We start from the raw sequence: 17,284 nt of genomic DNA, 5'->3' as shown, positions 1-17,284 counted from the left end.
CATGTGGGCAAGAAAACGACCTTGAATCACACCACCTCCCTCTTCGCGGGCGAGCGGCGCGGCTCCGGCCGTGGTAGGGAGTGGCCCCGTGCCGAAGGTCACCGCATCGAGGTCGCCCACGCGGCGGCGACCGCGGATCGTCGCTGTCAGCAACCAAAAGGGCGGCGAGGGCAAGACGACGACCGCCGTCAACCTCGCCGCCAGCCTGGCCGCAGCCGAGCGGAGGGTCCTCCTCGTCGATCTCGACCCCCAGGGCAACGCCAGCTCGGCGGTCGGTTATCCCCGCGGCCAGGTCGACAAGGGAACCTACGAGCTGATGCTGGGCGCCGCTCCGCTCAAGGCCGTGGTCCACCCGACCGAGCTGCCCACCCTGCAGGTCGTCCCTGCCTCGCCCGACCTGACGGGCGCGGAGATCGAGCTGGTCGGCGTCCATGGCCGCGAGACGGTCCTGCGCGCCGCCATCGAGCGGGCCGAGGCGGAGCTCGACTGGGACTTCGTCATCCTCGACTGCCCGCCGTCGCTCGGCCTGCTCACCCTCAACGCCCTGGTCGCTGCCGACACGGTGCTGATCCCGATGCAGGCCAAGTACTTCTCGCTCGAGGGCCTGGGCGCGCTGACCGGCACGATCGACCGCGTCCGCGCGGCGCTCAATCCCCGCCTGGCGATCGAGGGCATCGTCTTCTGCATGTTCGACCGCCGGACCAACCTGGCGCAGCAGGTCGTCGCCGAGGTCCGCCAGCACTTCGCCGACAAGGTGTTCGCCACCGCCATCCCGCCCAACATCCGCCTGAGCGAGAGCCCGAGCCACGGCAAGCCGGTCCTCCTCTACGACATCGAGAGCAAGGGCGCCCGCGCCTACCTCGATCTCGCCCAGGAGCTGCTGTCCCGCATCGAAGCGAGGCCCGAAGCGTGACCCTCCCCAAACGGCCCCCAGCCCTCGGCCGCGGCCTCGGCGCCCTGATCCCGCAGGCGGCGGCGCCGGCCGCTGCCGCCGACACCGCCCCCGTGGCCGCCTCCGGCCCGGCCTTGCGGACGTTGCCGATCGAACAGATCGCGGCCAACCCCGACCAGCCGCGCAAGCAGTTCGAGCCGGTGCTGCTGCGCGAGCTGGCCGACAGCCTCAAGCGCTACGGTCTGCTTCAGCCCGTGGTGGTGACGCCGAACCTCGCCCTACCCGGGCACTACCTCCTCGTGGCCGGCGAACGCCGCTGGCGCGCGGCCCAGCTGGCCGGGCTGCACGAGCTCCCGGCCGTCGTCCGCGACACGCCCGAGAGCGATCGCCTCGAGCTTGCAGTGCTCGAGAACCTGCAGCGCCTCGACCTCACCCCGATCGAGGAGGCCCAGGCCTTCCGCCAGCTCATCGACGTCCGCGGCTACACGCAGGACCAGCTGGCCGAGCGCCTGAGCAAGGATCGCAGCACCATCGCCAACGCCCTGCGGCTGCTCCGCTTGCCGTCGAAGGTGCAAGATCTCGTGCAGGACGGTCGCCTCAGCATGGGCCACGCGCGCGCCCTGCTGGCGCTCGAGCACGCCTCCGACATGCTCTCGCTGGCCTACGAGGCGATCGAGAAGGGCCTCAGCGTCCGCGCGGTCGAGCGGGCAGTCCGCGAGCGCCTGCGGCCGCCCGAGCCCGAGGCCGAGCCCGATCCGGAGACGCACAAGCGGGCGGTGATCGTCCGCGATCTCGAGGAGCGCCTGCGCCGCAGCCTCGGCGTCAAGGTGGCCGTGCGCTCCGACTCGAAGAAGAAAGGCTCCGGCACGATCGAGGTCCCCTACGGCAGCCTCGACGAGCTCGACCGCCTGCTCGAACACTTGCTCGGCGAGCGCCGCGACGACGAGGCCTGAGCGAGGACCGGCCGCCTTGCTCGAGCACGTGCTCGGCGAGCGCCGTGATGACAACGCCTGAGCCGCGGATCCATCGCTCGAGCACCTGCGAAGCCTGCTCGAGGGACAGACCATCTGCGCGAGCGAGTGCCGCGGCGAGGAGGCCTGAGCGGGCCTCGACCGTCCGCTCGAGCACCTGCGAAGCCTGTTCGAGGGACAGACGTGCTGCTCGAGCGAGTGCCGCGGCGAGGAGGCCTGAGCGGGCCTCGACCGTCCGCTCGAGCACCTGCGAAGCCTGCTCGTGGGACAGACCATCTGCTCGAGCGAGTACCGCAGCGAGGAGACCTGAGCGGGCCTCGACCGTCCGCTCGAGAACCTGCGAAGCCTGCTCGAGGGACAGACGTTCTGCTCGAGCGAGTGCCGCGGCGAGGGGGCCTGAGCGGGCCTCGACCGTCCGCTCGAGCACCTGCTCACGGATCACGGCGAGGGCGATGCCGGAGCGAACGTCGGCTGCTCGCGGGCCGCCGGAGCGCGGGCGGCGGGACGAGCACTACCGGTTCCATGACATGTCCGATAGGGCATGCTCTTTGGAGCATGGCGTTCAGGGAATGTTCTTGAGAACATGCCCTTCGGAGCATGTCCCTCAGCTCAGGCCGGCGCGGCGCTCGGCCGCCAGCACGACGTTGTTGAGCAGACACGCGATCGTCATCGGGCCGACGCCGCCGGGCACCGGCGTGATGGCCGAGGCCCGCGCCTCTGCGGCCGAGAACTCGACGTCGCCGACCAGGCGGCCGTCGGCGAGGCGGTTCATGCCGACGTCGATCACCACCGCGCCGGGCTTGATCCACTCGCCGCGGACGAACTCGGGCCGACCGATCGCCGCGACCACCACGTCGGCGCGGGCCACCTCGGCCGCGAGGTCGCGGGTGCGCGAGTGAGCGGTCGTCACCGTCGCGTCGGCGTGGACGAGCAGCTGCGTCATCGGCTTGCCGACGATCGTCGAGCGGCCGATCACGAGCGCGCGCGCCCCCGCGAGCGGGAGGCCGGCGTCCGCGAGCAGCAGCATGCAGCCTTGCGGCGTGCAGGCGACAAAGCGCGGCTGGCCGAGCATGAGGCGGCCGAGGTTGTCGGGGTGGAAGCCGTCGACGTCCTTGGCCGGATCGACCGCCAGCAAGATGCGCTGGGTGTCGCACTGCGGCGGCAACGGCAGCTGGACGAGGATCCCGTCGACCGTGCGATCGGCGTTGAGGGCGGCGACCAGCGCGAGCAGCTCGTCCGTCGTCGTGGTCGCCGGCAGGCGATGGTCGCGGGCTTCGATGCCGATCTCGGCGGCTCGCTTCTCCTTGCTACGGACGTACACCTGGGACGCGGGATCGTCGCCGACCAACACGACCGCCAGGCAAGGCCGGACGCCGCGCTCCGTGCAGGCGCCGACCCGCTGCTCGACCTCCCCGAGCAACCGGGCCGCGCGCGCCTTGCCGTCCAGCCGCTGCGCGCTCATGACGTGGCCGCCTTCGCGCTCGACGACTCGGCCGGCTTGCTGGCCGTCGACTCGGACTTGCTGGCGGTGCTGTCGCTCGCGGGCGTCGAGCTCGACTCGCTCTTGCTCTTGTCCCCGCCGTCACCGGGCTTGGTGCTGGCGTAACCATCCTTGTACCAGCCGCCGCCCTTGAGGTGGAACGACGCGGCCGTCACCTTGCGGACCAGCTGGCCGCCACAGGCCTCGCACACGGTGATCGGGTCGTCGCTCATCTTCTGGATGAACTCGGGCTCGGCTTCACATTGCAGACAACGATAGGCGTAGATCGGCATGACCGTGGGTTCGGGCGGGAATGTAGGGTGCACGAAATTGTGGTCAAGACCCACCCCGCCGCGCGCCACTTTGCGCCCGCGCCGGGCAGGTGGCCCTGCCCGGCCGCTGCGGCCGGGTGCGCTCGCATCGCCGTGCGCGCGGCTCGGGCAGCCTTCGCCCGCGACGCCGCGGGCAAACCTGCTAGGCTCGCTACGATGGTCCTCCGGCCCCGCCTCGCGCCGAGTTCACGATTGACTCGCCCGCGTGCTGGGGCTCACGCGCTGTGCGGATGGATCCCGCTCGTCCTCGGCCTCCTCACTGCGGGGCCTGCTCACGCAGCTCCGGCGGAGGACGACTGGAGCGTCGAGCGCAGCGCCGCCGACCCCGCGCTGGTCCAACAGCGCTTCGACAAGCTGCGCAAGCAACCCTTCGATCAGGCCCAGTGGCGCGCGCTCGAGGCCGTGCTCGGCAAGGCCGGCCTGGCCAAGCGGATCGAGGCGAGCCTGTCCCGAACGCCAGGTGACCTGTCCCTCGGGATCCTCGACGCGCGGGCCAAGCTCGCCCTCGGCGATCCGCGAGCCGCGGCCGCCCGCCTCGCCGAGCTCGAACCCCGCGCCGGCAGCCTCCGCGGCCGCATGTTCAAGCTGCGCGTCGAGGCGCTACAGGCCGCCGGCGACGCCCGTGGCGCCGTCGCGGCCCTCGAAGCCGCGGCGCAGGCGAGCAACGACGACGCGCTGCGCCTGCAGGCGCTCGACATCGCCGATCGTCACCAACTCGGCCCCGAGGCGCTACGGCTCGCGCAGACGCTGGCCCGCGACCCCGCCAACGGGGCGGCCCAGCTCCGGCTCGCTCGCGCGGCCGCCCGCGCCGGTCAATCTGCGCCTGCCGAGGCCGCGTACGCCAAAGCGGTGGCCAGCCTCCGCGGCGCCGACCAGCTGAGCGCGCGCGAGGAGTGGGCCCGGACCCGGCTCACCGCCGGCGACGCGGCCGGCGCGAGCGAGCTGGCGTGGGCCCAGGTCGAGGCCACCCGCGTCGGCAGCCCCGAGCGCGCGTCAGCGTGGGACCTGGTCCTCGAGGCAGGTGCGCGCCAGGCCAGCGGCGACACGCCGGCGCGGATCGAGCGGTTCCTCGGACGCGCCGATCAGGCCCGCGACGGCGCCGGCTGGCGCGCCCTGGCCCGCGCGCAGGCGGCAGGCGGCGCCGATCCGGTCGACGCCTGGCGCCGCGCGCTCGCGGCCGATCCCGACGACCCCGAGGCACGTGCTGCTTTGGTCATGTCCCTCGAGTCAGGTGGCGAGGCCGAGGCGGCGCTGGCCGAGTTCGCCAAGCTCGGGCCCAAGAGCCCCGAGCGCTTGCAGCTGGGGCTCGAGCTGGCGGCGCGGCTGATCGGCACCGGCAAGCGCGAGCAAGGGCTCAAGGTCGCCGCCGAGCTCGAGGCGTCGGCCAGCGCCCAGGGCGACGCGCTGCTGCGGCTGCTCGACTTCTACAATTTGCACGACGAGCCCGATCGCGCCCTCGCGGTGGCGCAGCGGCTGGTCCGGGCCCGCCCGCGCGACCCGGAAGCGCGCGTGGCCCTCGGCGAGCAGCTGTTTCAGATGAACCGTGAGCCCGACGCGATGAAGGAGTGGGCGCTGCTCCCCGGCCTGGTCCGCCCCGGGCACGCGGGCTGGGCCAGGCACGCCGAGATCCTGGCCGAACATCGCCGCCCCGAGGCGGTGCTGTCGCTGCAGAAGGCCCTGGCCGCCGCGCCGCGTGAGCCGAAGTACCTGCGGCTGCGCGCGATCCTCGAGACCGACGATCGCCTGCCGCACCAGGCCCTCGCCACCTGGCAGCAGGTGTTCGAGCTGACCCGCGCGCCCGAGCACCGGATCCTCCACGACGAGGCGCGCACGCGGATCGTCGACATCCTGATCGGCGGCACCCTGTCGCAGTTCACCAGCCGGCGCCAGGCGATCGAGAAGCAGGCGCTGCTCGACCTCGACGGCAAGGACACCGACCTGGCCTTCGAGGCAGGTCTGCTGCTCGCCGAGATCTACACGCGCGAGGAGAAGTACGGCAAGGCGGTCGCGGTCCACGAGAAGCTGGTACGCCTGCGACCGCAGGACCCGGAGCGGCTCGCCGAGCTGGCGCTGGCGCTGCGCCGCGCCGGCCGCGGAGACGCGGCGATGGACGCGCTCGAGCGGATGATGACGCTCGACCCGAAGCGCAGCGCCGACGTCCTGGCCGAGCTCGCCGAGGTGGCCTTCGAGTCCGGGGACGTGGAGCGCGTGCTGCTGGCCGCGGCGCACACCGAGCTCGACAAGGCCGACAGCGCACGCGTGCTGATCCGGATCGGCGAGCTCTACGAGCGCCGCGGCGAGCCCGACCAGGCGTCGAAGCTGTACGAGGGGCTGCTGCAGCGCGATCCGGCCAATGCGCTGGCGCGCCTGCGGCTGGCGGAGCTCGAGCTCGCGCGCGGACGGCCCGAGCGCGCCGAGGCGATGCTGCGCGCGATCGTCGAGAAAGGCGGCGCGCCCGAGGTCGTCGAGCAGGCCGGCCGGCGCGCCCTCGATCTCGCGGAGACGCGCGGGGCGATCGCGCCGATCCTCGATCTCGCGCTCGCGCGAGCGCGCCGCGATCCGAGCGCCGACGAGGGCCGCGGGCTGCTGCTCGACGCCCTCGATCGCGCGAGCACGACCGCGGTCAAGACGTGGTTGGCCAGCGGCGACGAACCCGAGCGGACCGCGCGGACCGGCGCGCTCCGCCGCTCCCTGGTCGAGGCCCTCGCCCGCGGCCCGGTCACCGGTCGACTCCGCGCCGCCGAACACCTCGGCCGCCTCGCCCTGCCCCAGACCGCGCTGCCGCTGGCGCGCATGGGCGCGCAGCTGACTCCGCCGCGCGACGCCACCCGCACCGTGCGCACCGCCTTCGAGCAGGCGCGCGCCGCCGCCATCCAGGCCGCCGGCGCGCTCGACGAGCCCGAGGCCGTGCCGGTGTTCGCCGACCTCCTGCGCACCGGCGACGCCTCGCGCGAGAGCTGGTACGCCGCCGCCTGGGCCCTCGCCCGCAGCAGCGCCCCGGCGGCCGCGACCGAGCTACGGCGCTTCGCCGCGCCGGAGCACGAGGGCTTGATGGTCGCGCTCGCCTGCGCCTCGCTGGCGCGCGGAGGCGACCTCGCCGATCGCGAGCGCGTGGCTCGCCTCGCCGCCGGCGCCAGCAGCCAGCAGGCGCGTCGGGTCTGCGCCTTCGCCCGCGCGGCGTTGACCGGCGACGATCAGCTGGCGCGCGTGGGCGCCGATCTGAACGCCAGCGACCCCGTGGTCGCCGCGATCGCAGCCTGGCGCTTCGGACAGCTCCGTCGCGACGCCGCGCGCGAGGAGGCGGTAGCGACGCTGCTCGGGCGCTACGTCGGCCCGCGCGGGCTGCCGCGCGACGCCGCCGGCGCCGCGCTCGGTCGGTTGCTGGCGCCGTCGCCTGCGCGCGTCGAGTTGCCCCCCCTGCCGCCATTGCGCGCCGGGAGCTGGGAGATCGCCATCGATCGCTGGCTCGCCCAGGCGATCGCGCCGCCGATCGAACCCCTGCCCGCCTCGGTCCTCAGGCCCCACACTGCCGCGCTGCAGCAGGCGCTCGCCGCCGCGGCCGCGGGCACGCGCGCCGAGGCGTGGTCCCAGGACCGCCTGCGCCGCCCGTGCGCCGCCAGCGGCGAGCGCGACTGCCTCGACCTCCGCCCCCTCATCCGTGAGCCGGTTCCGGCGCCTCGCGGGCCCGAGTCGCGTTGACAACGAGGCCACGCGCGGATGAGGATCCCCGGGTCATGGAACTGGGCCTTGCCTGTTCGGTGTGTGGCCACCTCAACCAGCTGCGCGCCGTGAGCTGCGACCGGTGCGCCGCCGTCCTCGCGCCGCAACCGATCGCGCCCTCCGCGGTGCTGCCGAGCCTCGGCGCGCACCCGGCCGCCGGCAGCGGCACGCAGGCGCGTCCGGTCACGCAGGTCTCGACCGCGTCCTCTCCCGCCACCGTCCCGCTGCCGGTCGTGGGCATGCAGGCGCAGCCCCCCGTGCCGCAGAGCGGGCCCATAAAGCCGCCGTCGACCGTGATCTCGAGCGCGCAGCCGGCCACCGCCGCGCCCGCCGCTCAGCCGCGCTTCAACGCAGTGACCGGCGCGCCGCTCGAGGCGCTGCAGAGCAAGCCTGCGGCCAAGACCATGTTCTTCGGCGCGCTGCAGCAGCAGCACGTGGTGCCGCGGCTGGTCGTCATCAAGGGTGAAGGCGGCGACGGCGTCACCTATCACCTCAGCGCCACCAATCACATCGTCGGCCGCAGCACCGGCGAGATCCGCTTCAACGAGGACTTCTTTCTCAGCCCCGAGCACGCCCTCTTCAGCGTCCAGGGCAACCGCCTGTTCGCCAAGGATCTCGGCAGCGTCAACGGCGTGTTCGTGCGGATCAAGTCGCCGGTGCCGCTCGATCACGGCGACTGCTTCCTCGTCGGCGAGCAGCTGCTCCGCCTCGACAGCGCGCCCTTCAACGAGCCCGGTCCCGACGTCAACCACACCTACAGCTACACGAGCCCGCGGCCCGACGCGCGCTTCCGCGTCGTCCAGCTGCTGGCCGGCGGCGGCGAGGGCCGCATCGTCTCGGCCCAGGCCACCACGCTGACGCTCGGGCGCGAGGCCAACCACATGAACTTCCCGCAGGACCGCTTCATCTCGGGCCGCCACGCGCGGCTCGATTCGGCGTCCGACTCGCACCACATCATCTTGACCGACACCGGCTCGCGCAACGGCACCTTCGTCCGGATCAAGGGCGCCGTCGAGCTGTTCCACGGCGACTACATCTTCATCGGCCAGCAGCTGCTGCGCGTCGAGATCTCGTAAGCGACATTTCGCTTCACGGCCCGTCGCGGCCTGAAGAAGGGGCCCCTGTTGTGATCATCTGTCCGAACTGCGGCAAGGAGAATCAGGACCACTACAAGTTCTGCCTCGGGTGTGGCGCTCGCCTGCCCGGAGGCGCGCCCGCGTCGGTGCCGCCGCGCTCGGGTCACACGCCCGCGGGCACGCAGATCACCCCGCCGGTCGCGCCGCAGACCTCGGGTGGCACCGTGATCGATCCGCCGAAGCCGCCGGCCAGCAAGGCGCCCATGGTCCCGCCGCCAGCCGCTGCGCCGCCGGTCGCAGCCGCGACGCCGCCCGCCGACGTCGCGCCAGCCGGCTGCAACGCCTGCGGCATGGTCAATCCGCCAGGGTTCCTGTTCTGCGGTCGCTGCGGCAACCGCCTGGGCGCCGCCCCGGTCACGCCGCCGCCCGTCGCAGTCACTCCGCCGCCCGTCACCGCCCGGCCCGCGGCGACGGGGCGGCCCAAGCTGCGCGCCTTCCTCCACTTGCTGCGCGAGGACGGCAGCGACGGCGGCACCATCGATCTCGAGGATGGCCCCATCCCGTTCGGCCGCGACTCGGGCGCGCCCTTCGATCAGGACTTCTACCTCAACCCCAAGCACTGCGCCTTCACCGTCGAGGCCGACGGCGTTCGGGTCGACGATCTCAGCCCGGTCAACGGCGTCTACCGCAAGATCGAGGGGCGGATCGAGCTGCAACACGGCGACACCTTCCGCGTCGGGCAAGAGCTGCTCTACTACGAAGATCTGCCCGAGGCGGAGGCGCTGGCCGACGGCACCGAGCGCATGGGCAGCCCGAATCCTGGCTACTGGGGTCGGATCAGCGTGATCGTCGACGGCGGCCGCGCGTGCGAGGCCGTGCCGATCGTCGGCAACGAATTCATCGTCGGCCGCGAGCGGGGCGACCTCACCTTCCCGACCGACGGCTACGTCTCGAGCACGCACTGCCGGATCGGCGGCGACGACGACGGCGTGTTCCTCGAGGATCGCGGCTCCTCGAACGGCACCTACCTGCGCGTGCGCAGCGGCCAGTGCGTCCCGTTCGGCAGCCTGCTGCTCATCGGCCAGCAGCTGTTCCACGTGCGCGAGAGCTGACCGCCTACTCGGCGGTCGGGACCGGCACTGCGCCCGGCTTGAAGAGGACCGGGCGCAGCGGCTTGCCCTCGACTTGCCGGTACGTGAACGCCTGCGGCAACGTGTGCGACGTGCCGTCGGCGAAGTCGATGCGCACGTCGACGGCGCCGAACCCCTCGGCCTCGGGCGTCTTGAGCGAGATGTGATGGTCGTCCTCGATGACCACCGCGCGAGCCGAACGCATGCCGAAGTAGACCACCGCGGGTCCGTGACCGAGGAGATCGGCGCCGACCAGCCGGACCCCCTGGCCGCCGTCCCCGTCGCCCTCGGCGGGTTCGACGCTCAGCTCCGACGGCCCGCTGCACGCGAGGGCGACGGACGCGAGGGCGAGAAAGCGAAAGCCGGCGCGCATGGCGGGAACATACCACCAGGCGCGCCGGCGCGAGCCGCGAGGGCTCTCGGGATCACACGACTTCGCGGCGCTTGAGCTCGCGGCGGATCTTGCCCAGGGCCTGCTCCTGGAGCTGACGGATGCGCTCGCGCGACAGCGAGTACTGCTCGCCGATCTCCTTGAGCGTGAGCTCGTCGCCCGAGTCGTCGAGGCCGAAGCGCTTGCGCAGGATGTCGGCCTCGATCGGACGCAGCTGGGTGATGACCTCGCGGACCTGCTCGCTGAGCGCCTCGGCCTCGAGGTTCTCGCCGGGCGCGGCCGCCTCGTCGTCCTCGAGGAAGTCGACCACGCGACGGCCGTCGTCGTCGGACACCGGGCGATCGAGGCTGATCGCCTGGTCGAAGATCACCGTGCCCATGCGCTCGATCTTCTCCGACGCCAGGCCGGTGTGCTTGGCCAGCTCGTCGAGCTGCGGCTCGCGGCCGTGCAGGATCTCGAACTCACGGCGCGCGCGCGACAGCTTGTGATGCGCGTCGATCATGTGCACCGGCAGACGGACCTCGCGGCCCTTGTCGGCGATGGCGCGGCTGATCGCGTGGCGGATCCACCACGACCCGTAGGTCGAGAAGCGGAAGCCCTTGCGATGGTCGAACCGATCGACGGCCTTCATCAGACCGATGTTGCCCTCCTGGATCAGGTCCTGGAGCGGCATGCGACCGTGGTTGAAGCGGCGCGCGATGGACACGACCAGGCGGAGGTTGGCCTTGACGAACGCGTTCTTGGCGACGCGCAGCGCCTCTCCGGCCTGCTTGACGCGCTGCACGTAGAGCTCGAACGGACGGCTGCCCTGACGCGGCGGGTTGACCTGCATGTTGAGGCCCTCGCGGCGGCCGGCCTCGAGGCCCTCGAGATCGGCGTACACGAGGTCGGAGACGACGCCGTCGAGGTCGACCTCGGACGCGCGCTCGACGAGCGTGTGGCACGCTGCCTCAAAGGCGGTGCGTGTCGCCCGGGTCTCGCGGTCGCGGAGATTGCGGGCGCTGGTCCGCATCGCGTCGAGTTCGCTACGTGGGACATCTTCGTCGGTGTAGCGCGACTCGATCAGCGCGACGATCGGCTCGACGAACGGCGGATAGGCGAGCATCGCGCCCCAGTAGGCGCGGCGGAGATCGGCGATGCGAGTAGCGATGGTCAGCTCTTCCTCGGGACTCATCACGCCCAGGCCGGCCATCTCGCGGAAGTACACGCCGAGGAAGTTCGGCGACTCGTCGTTCGCGGCGGCCTCGGTGCCACCGCCTTCACGAACGCGCTCGACGCGCGGACGGGCCGGGGTGGTCACGGCGGGGGTCACCGAGCGCGGATTGGCCGCGGCCGGCCAGGTGCGCGGACGGGCGCGAGCGAGCTTGGGGGGGGCTCCACGGGTGACTTTGCGGCGTGCCATGATCGACCTCGTTCGGTTGGGGTGCTATCAAGTTTCGGGCCAAGCTAAGATGCGGGATTCGCGTCGCGGGAGATCGCGGTATAGTCGTGCGGCGGAGAGAAACGCCTTCGCGTGCTTCGGGCCTGCGTTGGTAGTGTCGCCAGGCTCGACCAGGATCACTGGAGGACCCCATGTTAGGCACCGTTTTGGCGCCTTCTGCTTCAAGGTCCTACGCAAGTCCGAGGTGGAAGTTTCATCACCCTCTGCATCGGTAGAACTGCGCAGATGTAGGTGTTCCTCGGCCGTTTTGTCTCACATGGAGCCGCGCGCAAGAGGCTTGACGGCGCGATAGAGGCTCGTTCCGCAGACCTGACCCAAACTGGGTACGGACCGCGCCCCCGTCCAGGGCGTCGCGGTCGCGGCGCTCGTGATCTTCCTCCAACGGCGTGACGTGGGGTCACGGGGTTCGAAACCCGCGAGACACCGCTGTCATTCCCTCTGACATCGTTGTCGCGCGGGCACGACGCCTCTGCGCGACGATCGGACGCAGGTCAGACGTCGTCGCGTCGTTGCGCGAAGATCCAGATCTCGGGCGATGCGCCGCCATAGAAGCGGCCGCGAGTGTCACGACTGCCCGACAGCTCGATCACCCGCGCCCCCATCGTGGCGAGCATCTTCGCCAGAGTGTGTGCGGAGTAGGCGCGGATCGAGATGTGGTGTTCGAACTGGCGGCCGTCCTCGAACACCACCGTCCGATGGATCCGGACGCGTCCGGTGGAGAAGTGCATGTCCGCCACGTCGAGCACCAGGCAGCCTCGGCCCTGCCACCACGACCGACACGGCAGGACCCCCATCAGGTAGTCGCGGTTGAACACCTGCAGCGCGAGCTTGCCGCCGGGCTTCAGCACCTCGACCATGTCCTGCAGGCACTGCCGGTTCTGCTCGTCGCTCTCGAAGTAGCCGAAGCTGCTGCCCAGGCAGGTGACGGCGTCGTAGGTGCGGTCGCGCGGGATGCCGCGCATGTCGCCGTGGAGGATGTCGAAGTTGAACTTGCTGGCCTCGTTGCGCCGCGCGGCTCGCAGCAGCTGCGGCATCGAATTGTCGAGGCCCGTGACGTCGAGGCCGAGGGCGGCGAAGGCCTCCGTGTGGCGACCGTCGCCGCAGCCGACGTCGAGCAAGGTCTGCCCGCTCGCCAGATCGAGCGACTTCTGGATGAAGGCGGCGTCGATCTCGGCGCTGGCGTCGGCGTCGACCGGGAGGATCGCCGCGTAGTGGTCCCCGAACACGTCCTCGTGCCAGTTGCGGCGCTTGCGGCCGTCGCTGCGGGGCGCCGGCGGGGACGCGGCCGGCGAGGCCTTCGGCGGGGGCGCCTTCTCGGGCGGCGGACGTGGCGGCGCGGTCGGCTTCTCGGCGGCGGCTGGCGGTGGACGCGGCGGCCCCGCTTTTTCCGGGGTCGGCGGCGGGCGCGGAGGTCCAGACTTCTCGGGCGTCGTCGGAGCGGCCGCCGGCGGGCGTGGCGGACCCAGTTTCTCGGCGGCAGGCACCGGTCCGGTCGGCTGACGCGGGCGCGGCACGCTGGCCGGTTTCTCGACCACCGGCGCCGGGCGGGCCACGACGACCTCTTCCTGGACTTCGAGCGCGTCGTCCTCGAGCTCGTCGTCCTCGGCCGCCTCGGCTTCCGCCGGCTCCGCCTGGAGTTCTTCTTCCTCTTCGGCTTCGGCCTCTTCCGCTTCGACCTCGGTTTCGGCCTCGGCCTCGGGTTCGGCAGCGACGGGCAGCAAGGACGCGGAGGCGGCCACCGCCGACATCACGTCCTCGACGTCGTCGTCGCGCGGGATGCTGGGCTCGGGCGCGAGGCGCTCGAGCGCGAGCGCGTCATCGTCGTCGTCGACGAGCGCCCCGCCCGGTCGGGTGAGCGAGGGGATGACCATGCCCGCTCCTGCCTCGGGGGGCGGGGCCGGGCTCGGCGCCGCCGGACCGATCGGCCGCAGCTCCACGCTGAGGCCGCTGCTCCCTGCAGACTCCGAGAGCGGCGCAGCGGCCGGTCTTGGGCCGGTGGGCTGCTTCGCCGGTGACGGCGGGATCGACCCCGAGACGGACCTCCCGGAGCGCGTGGCGGTGATCGTCGGGATGATGATCCCGGCCGGTGGAGCCGGCGGCGAGAGCATGCTCCGCAGGCGATCGTCGATCACGTCGAGCGAATCGACGCCGCGCGCGAGGCCGCGCGGGATGATCGTGAAGTCGAGCAGCCACTCCTCGGGAGATACCTGCCAGGTCATGCGACGTCGCCTCGCTGCAAGAGGGGCTGGCCCATGCGCACCGCGGTGGGCTCGTCGGCCGGCGCGAGCGGACGGACGCCGGCCTGGGTCAACACCACGACGGTGCTGCCGAGGTGGAACACGCCGAGCTCGTCGCCCTTGCGCAGGCGCGCCGGCGGGTCGCAGTCGACGCGCTGGATCTCGCGCGGGTGCGGCTCGATGTGGCGATAGGCGCAGCTCATGTGGCCGACGCCGAAGGCGGCGATCATCACCACCACGAGCGCGCCGAACGGCGTGTCGAGGACGTGGATCAGGCGCTCGTTGAGGGCGAACAGGCGCGGCGACCGCTCGAGCGCGGCCGCGGTGACCGGGAGGAGCCGACCCGGCACCGCGATCACGCGCTGGGCCGTGCCGTCGCACGGCGTGTGCACGCGATGGTAGTCGCGCGGATGCAGGTAGATGGTCGTGGCGAGGCCGCCGAGGAACGAGTCGGCGAGCGCGTCGTCGGCGAGCAGCTCGCCGAGCGTGTACTGGTGGCCCTTGGCGACCACCGCGGTGTCGCGCTCGATCGGCGCGATGCCGCGGAGGAGGCCGTCGCAGGGGGCGCTGAGCACGTCCCGCCGCGAATCGACCGGCCGCGCGCCCGGTCGCAGGCGGCGCGTGAAGAAGGCGTTGAAGCTGTCGTAGCCGTCCTCCATCGCGCGCGGGTCGACGTCTTCGAGATCGACGCCGAAGTAGCGGACATAGGCCGAGACGAACGCGCGGCTCAGCGGCCGCGGCAGACGAGCGCGGGCGGCCGCGCCTAGAGCCTTGCTCGCAGCGCTCGCGCCCCAGTCGGGTGAAACGTCGAGGACTGCGGCCGCGAGGCGAGCCCGCCAGGGAATTTCACGATCCGACATCAGCGACCGGCAGCGTATCCGAGGCCGGGTTTTGGCCGCAAGCGGCGGCGAGGTCCCCCACCCTCGCGCGTGGACGCGCGCCCGCGTGGACCGGGATGCGCGAGCTCAAGACACCGCTCCGCACCGAACAATTGCGCGACACCTACATTCTCCGGACGACGCGTACCAACCGCGCGCCAGCGGCGCTCCGCTCGCCTAGCCGAAAGACCAGGTCCTCCCACATCCCTTCCCGCAGCCCGCAGGGCCGCCCGCGTGCGCCTGGCCCAAAGTACAGGATCGAGGCGTCACCGCCGCCGCAGCCTCCGCGAGCGCCTGTCCCGAAGTACAGAATGGCCGCGAAACCGCCGCGTACGGCGCCGCACCCGCGAAAAACCCGCGCTAGCGACGGAGCAGGCGAGCTCGGGGGACTTCAGCGACGAAGATCGGCTCCCGGCGCCTCTCAGAGGAGGCGCGACCGCCGTCGCCCCGCAGCCGCGACTAGCCCCCGGACCAGGGCGACTCGACCAGGTGCTCGGGCTCGGCCGCGTGCGCTTCGAGGCTGCCGATCGCCGCCCGCACCGAGGGGAACCGCAGCGTGCCCAGCAGGGCCCGCAGTTCCTCGGTGACGCGCACGCACGCGCCGGGCTCGGCGAAGTTGGCGGTGCCGATCTGCACGCAGTGCGCTCCGGCCATCAGGAACTCGAGCGCGTCTTCGCCGCTGAGGATCCCGCCCATGCCGCAGATCGGGAGATCCGGCAGCGCGCGCGCGACCTGATGGACCATGCGCAGCGCGATCGGCTTGATCGCCGGGCCCGACAGACCGCCGTACGTGGTGGCGATCTTCGGCCGGCGCGTGCGCACGTCGATCGCCATGCCAGTGATCGTGTTGATCAGCGACACACCGGCGGCGCCGGCCTTCTGCACCGCGTCGGCCATGGCGACGATGTCGCTGACGTTCGGGCTCAGCTTGACGATGATCGGCACGCGCGAGACCTCGACGCAGGCGCGGGTGAGCCGGTGCGCGACCTCGGGGACGGTGCCGAACTCGATCCCGCCCTTCTTGATGTTCGGGCACGAGATGTTCATCTCGAGCGCATCGATGCCCTGCCCCTCGCCGAGCTTGCGCGCGCAGTCGACGTAGGTCTCGAAGTCGACGCCGAAGAAGTTGACCCACACCGACACGCCGAGGTCGCGGAGGAACGGCAGCTTGTCGCGCAGGAACGCCTCGACGCCGACGTTCTCGAGCCCGATCGAGTTGAGCATGCCGCCCGTGGTCTCGCAGATCCGCGGCAGCGGGTTGCCGAAGCGCGGCAGCGGCGAGATGCCCTTGGTCGAGATCCCGCCGAGCGCGCGCAGGTCGGTGAAGGCGGCGAATTGCTGGCCGTAGGCGAAGCAGCCCGAGGCCGCGAGGATCGGGGTGCGCAGCGCGATCGGGCCGCAGGAAGTGGTGAGGTCGATGCCTTCGGTCATGGCCAGCGCACCTCGCGAGCGTCGAACACCGGGCCGTCGGTGCAGCAGTAGCGGTAGGGTTTGGCGCCGTAGACCGGCACGGCGCAGCCGAGGCACACGCCGAAGCCGCACGCCATGTTCTCCTCGAGGCAGAGGTAGGCCTGCACGCCGCGCTCCAGCACCAGGCGGCGCACCGCGGCCAGCATCGGCGTCGGCCCGCAGGCGAGCACGCGTACGACCTCGCCCGAGCGCGCGGCGGCGTCGAGGCGCGGCGACAGGGCGGCGGTCACGTAGCCGCGCACGCCGGCGCTGCCGTCCTCGGTGGCCAGGTTGGCGGCCACGCCCCACGCGGCGAGGTCGTCGAGCAGCACCAGGTCGTCGCGGTCGCGGCCGCCGTAGTACATTTCGACATGTCCCGAGAGACCTGCTCTCTGGGCCATACGCGCATAGAAGTGGAGCGGCGGCAGACCGACGCCGCCGGCGACAAGCAGGTCGCGCACGCCGGCGACGGGGCGCGGGAACGCGGCGCCGAGCGGCCCGGTGGTGACCAGGCGATCGCCGGGCTCGACCCGCTTGAGCCGCCGCGTGCCCTCGCCGTAGGCCTTGGCGAGGATCGAGAAGCGCGTGGCGTCCGGCGCGTCGAGGATCGAGAAGGCCCGCGGGTTGAGCAGCTCCCTGCCCCACTCGCCGCGCAGCATCACGAACTGGCCCGGGACCGCGTCGGCGACCGGCGTCGGCGCCGCGGCGGCGAGCTCGAGCAAGAAGTAGCCGCCCGAGAGGCGACGGTTGGCCTCGACGCGCACTTCGAACTGTGCCGCGGTCATCGCGGGCGAAATAGGCCAGCCGCGGGCGCCAGACAAGCGCACGGAGCGTGACCTTGCGCGCGGAGCCGCTCGCCGGAGGCGCGGCTGCGTGCGGCTGCGCGACCGGCCGGCGCGGGTTCGATCACGCGCGCCATTCGACGGGGCACGGACCCGCGATCGCTCCGTGCGCCCCTCGGCCCGCGCCGCTCCATCGGCCAGCGGCGGCGTCCGCGACGAGCCGATGGAGGTGCGGGAGCTCGCTCCGGCGAGCAGTCACGCGGCGGCCGAAGTCATGTGTCTCAAAGGTCATGTTGGTCGTCGCCGAGTCGAGCGCTCGACTCGCCCGCTCTGGCGGTCGCCGAGCGGAGGCCATGGACTCGCACTGCGTCTCGCTCACCGGCCGAGAGCAACTCTTCAGCGCCCTGGGCACTTCGCGTGTCCCGAAAGACCCGCACGGCGCCTGTTCTTCGGGACATTCAACGACTGGGCTCCCTGCCGGGTCCGGCATGTCGATTCGCTCCGG

At 72.2% G+C, this 17,284-nt stretch carries 13 protein-coding genes; 5 read left to right on the top strand and 8 right to left on the bottom strand.

The features are described 5' to 3' along the window. Positions 1–88: 88 nt before the first annotated feature. Together O0S08_RS20505 and O0S08_RS20500 are read left to right on the top strand one after the other, a co-directional pair. Positions 89–913 (top strand): ParA family protein, encoded by an 825-nt coding sequence (locus O0S08_RS20505; RefSeq protein ID WP_269040891.1) that lies wholly within the window; start codon positions 89–91, stop codon positions 911–913. After that, positions 910–1,845 (top strand): ParB/RepB/Spo0J family partition protein, encoded by a 936-nt coding sequence (locus O0S08_RS20500; RefSeq protein WP_269040890.1) that lies wholly within the window; start codon positions 910–912, stop codon positions 1,843–1,845. Before O0S08_RS20505 ends, O0S08_RS20500 begins: the two co-directional genes overlap by 4 nt. Positions 1,846–2,467: 622 nt before the next feature. On the opposite strand, the gene folD is transcribed toward O0S08_RS20500, so the two are convergent. Next, positions 2,468–3,325: a bifunctional methylenetetrahydrofolate dehydrogenase/methenyltetrahydrofolate cyclohydrolase FolD gene (gene folD / locus O0S08_RS20495; protein WP_269040889.1), complete on the bottom strand. Its 858-nt coding sequence runs from the start codon at positions 3,323–3,325 to the stop codon at positions 2,468–2,470. Next, a complete protein-coding gene (locus tag O0S08_RS20490; RefSeq protein WP_269040888.1) occupies positions 3,322–3,669 on the bottom strand; it encodes an FmdB family zinc ribbon protein in 348 nt (115 codons plus the stop codon). The genes folD and O0S08_RS20490 overlap by 4 nt, the downstream gene beginning before the upstream one ends. A gap of 162 nt (positions 3,670–3,831) precedes the next feature. On the opposite strand from O0S08_RS20490, the gene O0S08_RS20485 reads away from it, so the two are divergent. The 3 genes from O0S08_RS20485 to O0S08_RS20475 are packed head-to-tail and all read left to right on the top strand — an operon-like array spanning position 3,832 to position 9,583. Then, the gene (locus O0S08_RS20485; RefSeq protein ID WP_269040887.1) at positions 3,832–7,374 is read left to right on the top strand and encodes a tetratricopeptide repeat protein; all 3,543 of its coding nucleotides are present in this window, start codon (positions 3,832–3,834) and stop codon (positions 7,372–7,374) included. A 35-nt stretch (positions 7,375–7,409) separates the two neighbouring features. Further along, positions 7,410–8,471, top strand: coding sequence for an FHA domain-containing protein (locus O0S08_RS20480; protein WP_269040886.1), 1,062 nt, complete (start codon positions 7,410–7,412; stop codon positions 8,469–8,471). A gap of 50 nt (positions 8,472–8,521) precedes the next feature. Beyond that, positions 8,522–9,583, top strand: a complete 1,062-nt coding sequence (locus O0S08_RS20475; RefSeq protein WP_269040885.1) for an FHA domain-containing protein — start codon at positions 8,522–8,524, stop codon at positions 9,581–9,583. 4 nt (positions 9,584–9,587) lie between these two features. Here O0S08_RS20475 and O0S08_RS20470 read toward each other — a convergent pair whose 3' ends face one another. The 6 genes from O0S08_RS20470 to O0S08_RS20445 all read right to left on the bottom strand — a co-directional run bounded on the left by O0S08_RS20470 (position 9,588) and on the right by O0S08_RS20445 (position 16,782). Beyond that, the gene (locus O0S08_RS20470) at positions 9,588–9,974 is read right to left on the bottom strand and encodes an IPT/TIG domain-containing protein (protein WP_269040884.1); all 387 of its coding nucleotides are present in this window, start codon (positions 9,972–9,974) and stop codon (positions 9,588–9,590) included. A 52-nt stretch (positions 9,975–10,026) separates the two neighbouring features. Beyond that, complete coding sequence (locus O0S08_RS20465) at positions 10,027–11,394, bottom strand: sigma-70 family RNA polymerase sigma factor (RefSeq protein WP_269040883.1); 1,368 nt, start codon at positions 11,392–11,394, stop codon at positions 10,027–10,029. Positions 11,395–11,924: 530 nt separating this feature from the next. Beyond that, positions 11,925–13,652 (bottom strand): class I SAM-dependent methyltransferase, encoded by a 1,728-nt coding sequence (locus tag O0S08_RS20460; protein ID WP_269040882.1) that lies wholly within the window; start codon positions 13,650–13,652, stop codon positions 11,925–11,927. Continuing rightward, on the bottom strand, positions 13,649–14,530 hold the full coding sequence (gene asd / locus O0S08_RS20455; RefSeq protein WP_269040881.1) for an archaetidylserine decarboxylase: 882 nt from the start codon (positions 14,528–14,530) through the stop codon (positions 13,649–13,651). The genes O0S08_RS20460 and asd overlap by 4 nt, the downstream gene beginning before the upstream one ends. Positions 14,531–15,007: 477 nt before the next feature. Further along, on the bottom strand, positions 15,008–15,979 hold the full coding sequence (locus O0S08_RS20450) for a dihydroorotate dehydrogenase (RefSeq protein ID WP_269040880.1): 972 nt from the start codon (positions 15,977–15,979) through the stop codon (positions 15,008–15,010). Continuing rightward, on the bottom strand, positions 15,976–16,782 hold the full coding sequence (locus O0S08_RS20445) for a dihydroorotate dehydrogenase electron transfer subunit (RefSeq protein WP_269040879.1): 807 nt from the start codon (positions 16,780–16,782) through the stop codon (positions 15,976–15,978). The genes O0S08_RS20450 and O0S08_RS20445 overlap by 4 nt, the downstream gene beginning before the upstream one ends. Between the last annotated feature and the right edge of the window lie 502 nt (positions 16,783–17,284).

Source organism: Nannocystis punicea (genome assembly GCF_026965555.1).
GTDB classification, from domain to species: domain Bacteria; phylum Myxococcota_A; class Polyangia; order Nannocystales; family Nannocystaceae; genus Nannocystis; species Nannocystis punicea.
Note: the sequence above shows the minus strand (reverse complement) of the source record. Positions and strands in the feature narration are given on the sequence as shown.

Excerpts from the sequence above, each read along its gene's own strand:
- folD (WP_269040889.1), bottom strand. The coding sequence starts at position 3,325 with ATGAGCGCGCAGCGGCTGGACGGCAAGGCGCGCGCGGCCCGGTTGCTC.
- O0S08_RS20485 (WP_269040887.1), top strand. The coding sequence starts at position 3,832 with ATGGTCCTCCGGCCCCGCCTCGCGCCGAGTTCACGATTGACTCGCCCG.
- O0S08_RS20480 (WP_269040886.1), top strand. The coding sequence starts at position 7,410 with ATGGAACTGGGCCTTGCCTGTTCGGTGTGTGGCCACCTCAACCAGCTG.
- O0S08_RS20470 (WP_269040884.1), bottom strand. The coding sequence starts at position 9,974 with ATGCGCGCCGGCTTTCGCTTTCTCGCCCTCGCGTCCGTCGCCCTCGCG.
- O0S08_RS20465 (WP_269040883.1), bottom strand. The coding sequence starts at position 11,394 with ATGGCACGCCGCAAAGTCACCCGTGGAGCCCCCCCCAAGCTCGCTCGC.
- O0S08_RS20460 (WP_269040882.1), bottom strand. The coding sequence starts at position 13,652 with ATGACCTGGCAGGTATCTCCCGAGGAGTGGCTGCTCGACTTCACGATC.
- asd (WP_269040881.1), bottom strand. The coding sequence starts at position 14,530 with ATGTCGGATCGTGAAATTCCCTGGCGGGCTCGCCTCGCGGCCGCAGTC.
- O0S08_RS20450 (WP_269040880.1), bottom strand. The coding sequence starts at position 15,979 with ATGACCGAAGGCATCGACCTCACCACTTCCTGCGGCCCGATCGCGCTG.
- O0S08_RS20445 (WP_269040879.1), bottom strand. The coding sequence starts at position 16,782 with ATGACCGCGGCACAGTTCGAAGTGCGCGTCGAGGCCAACCGTCGCCTC.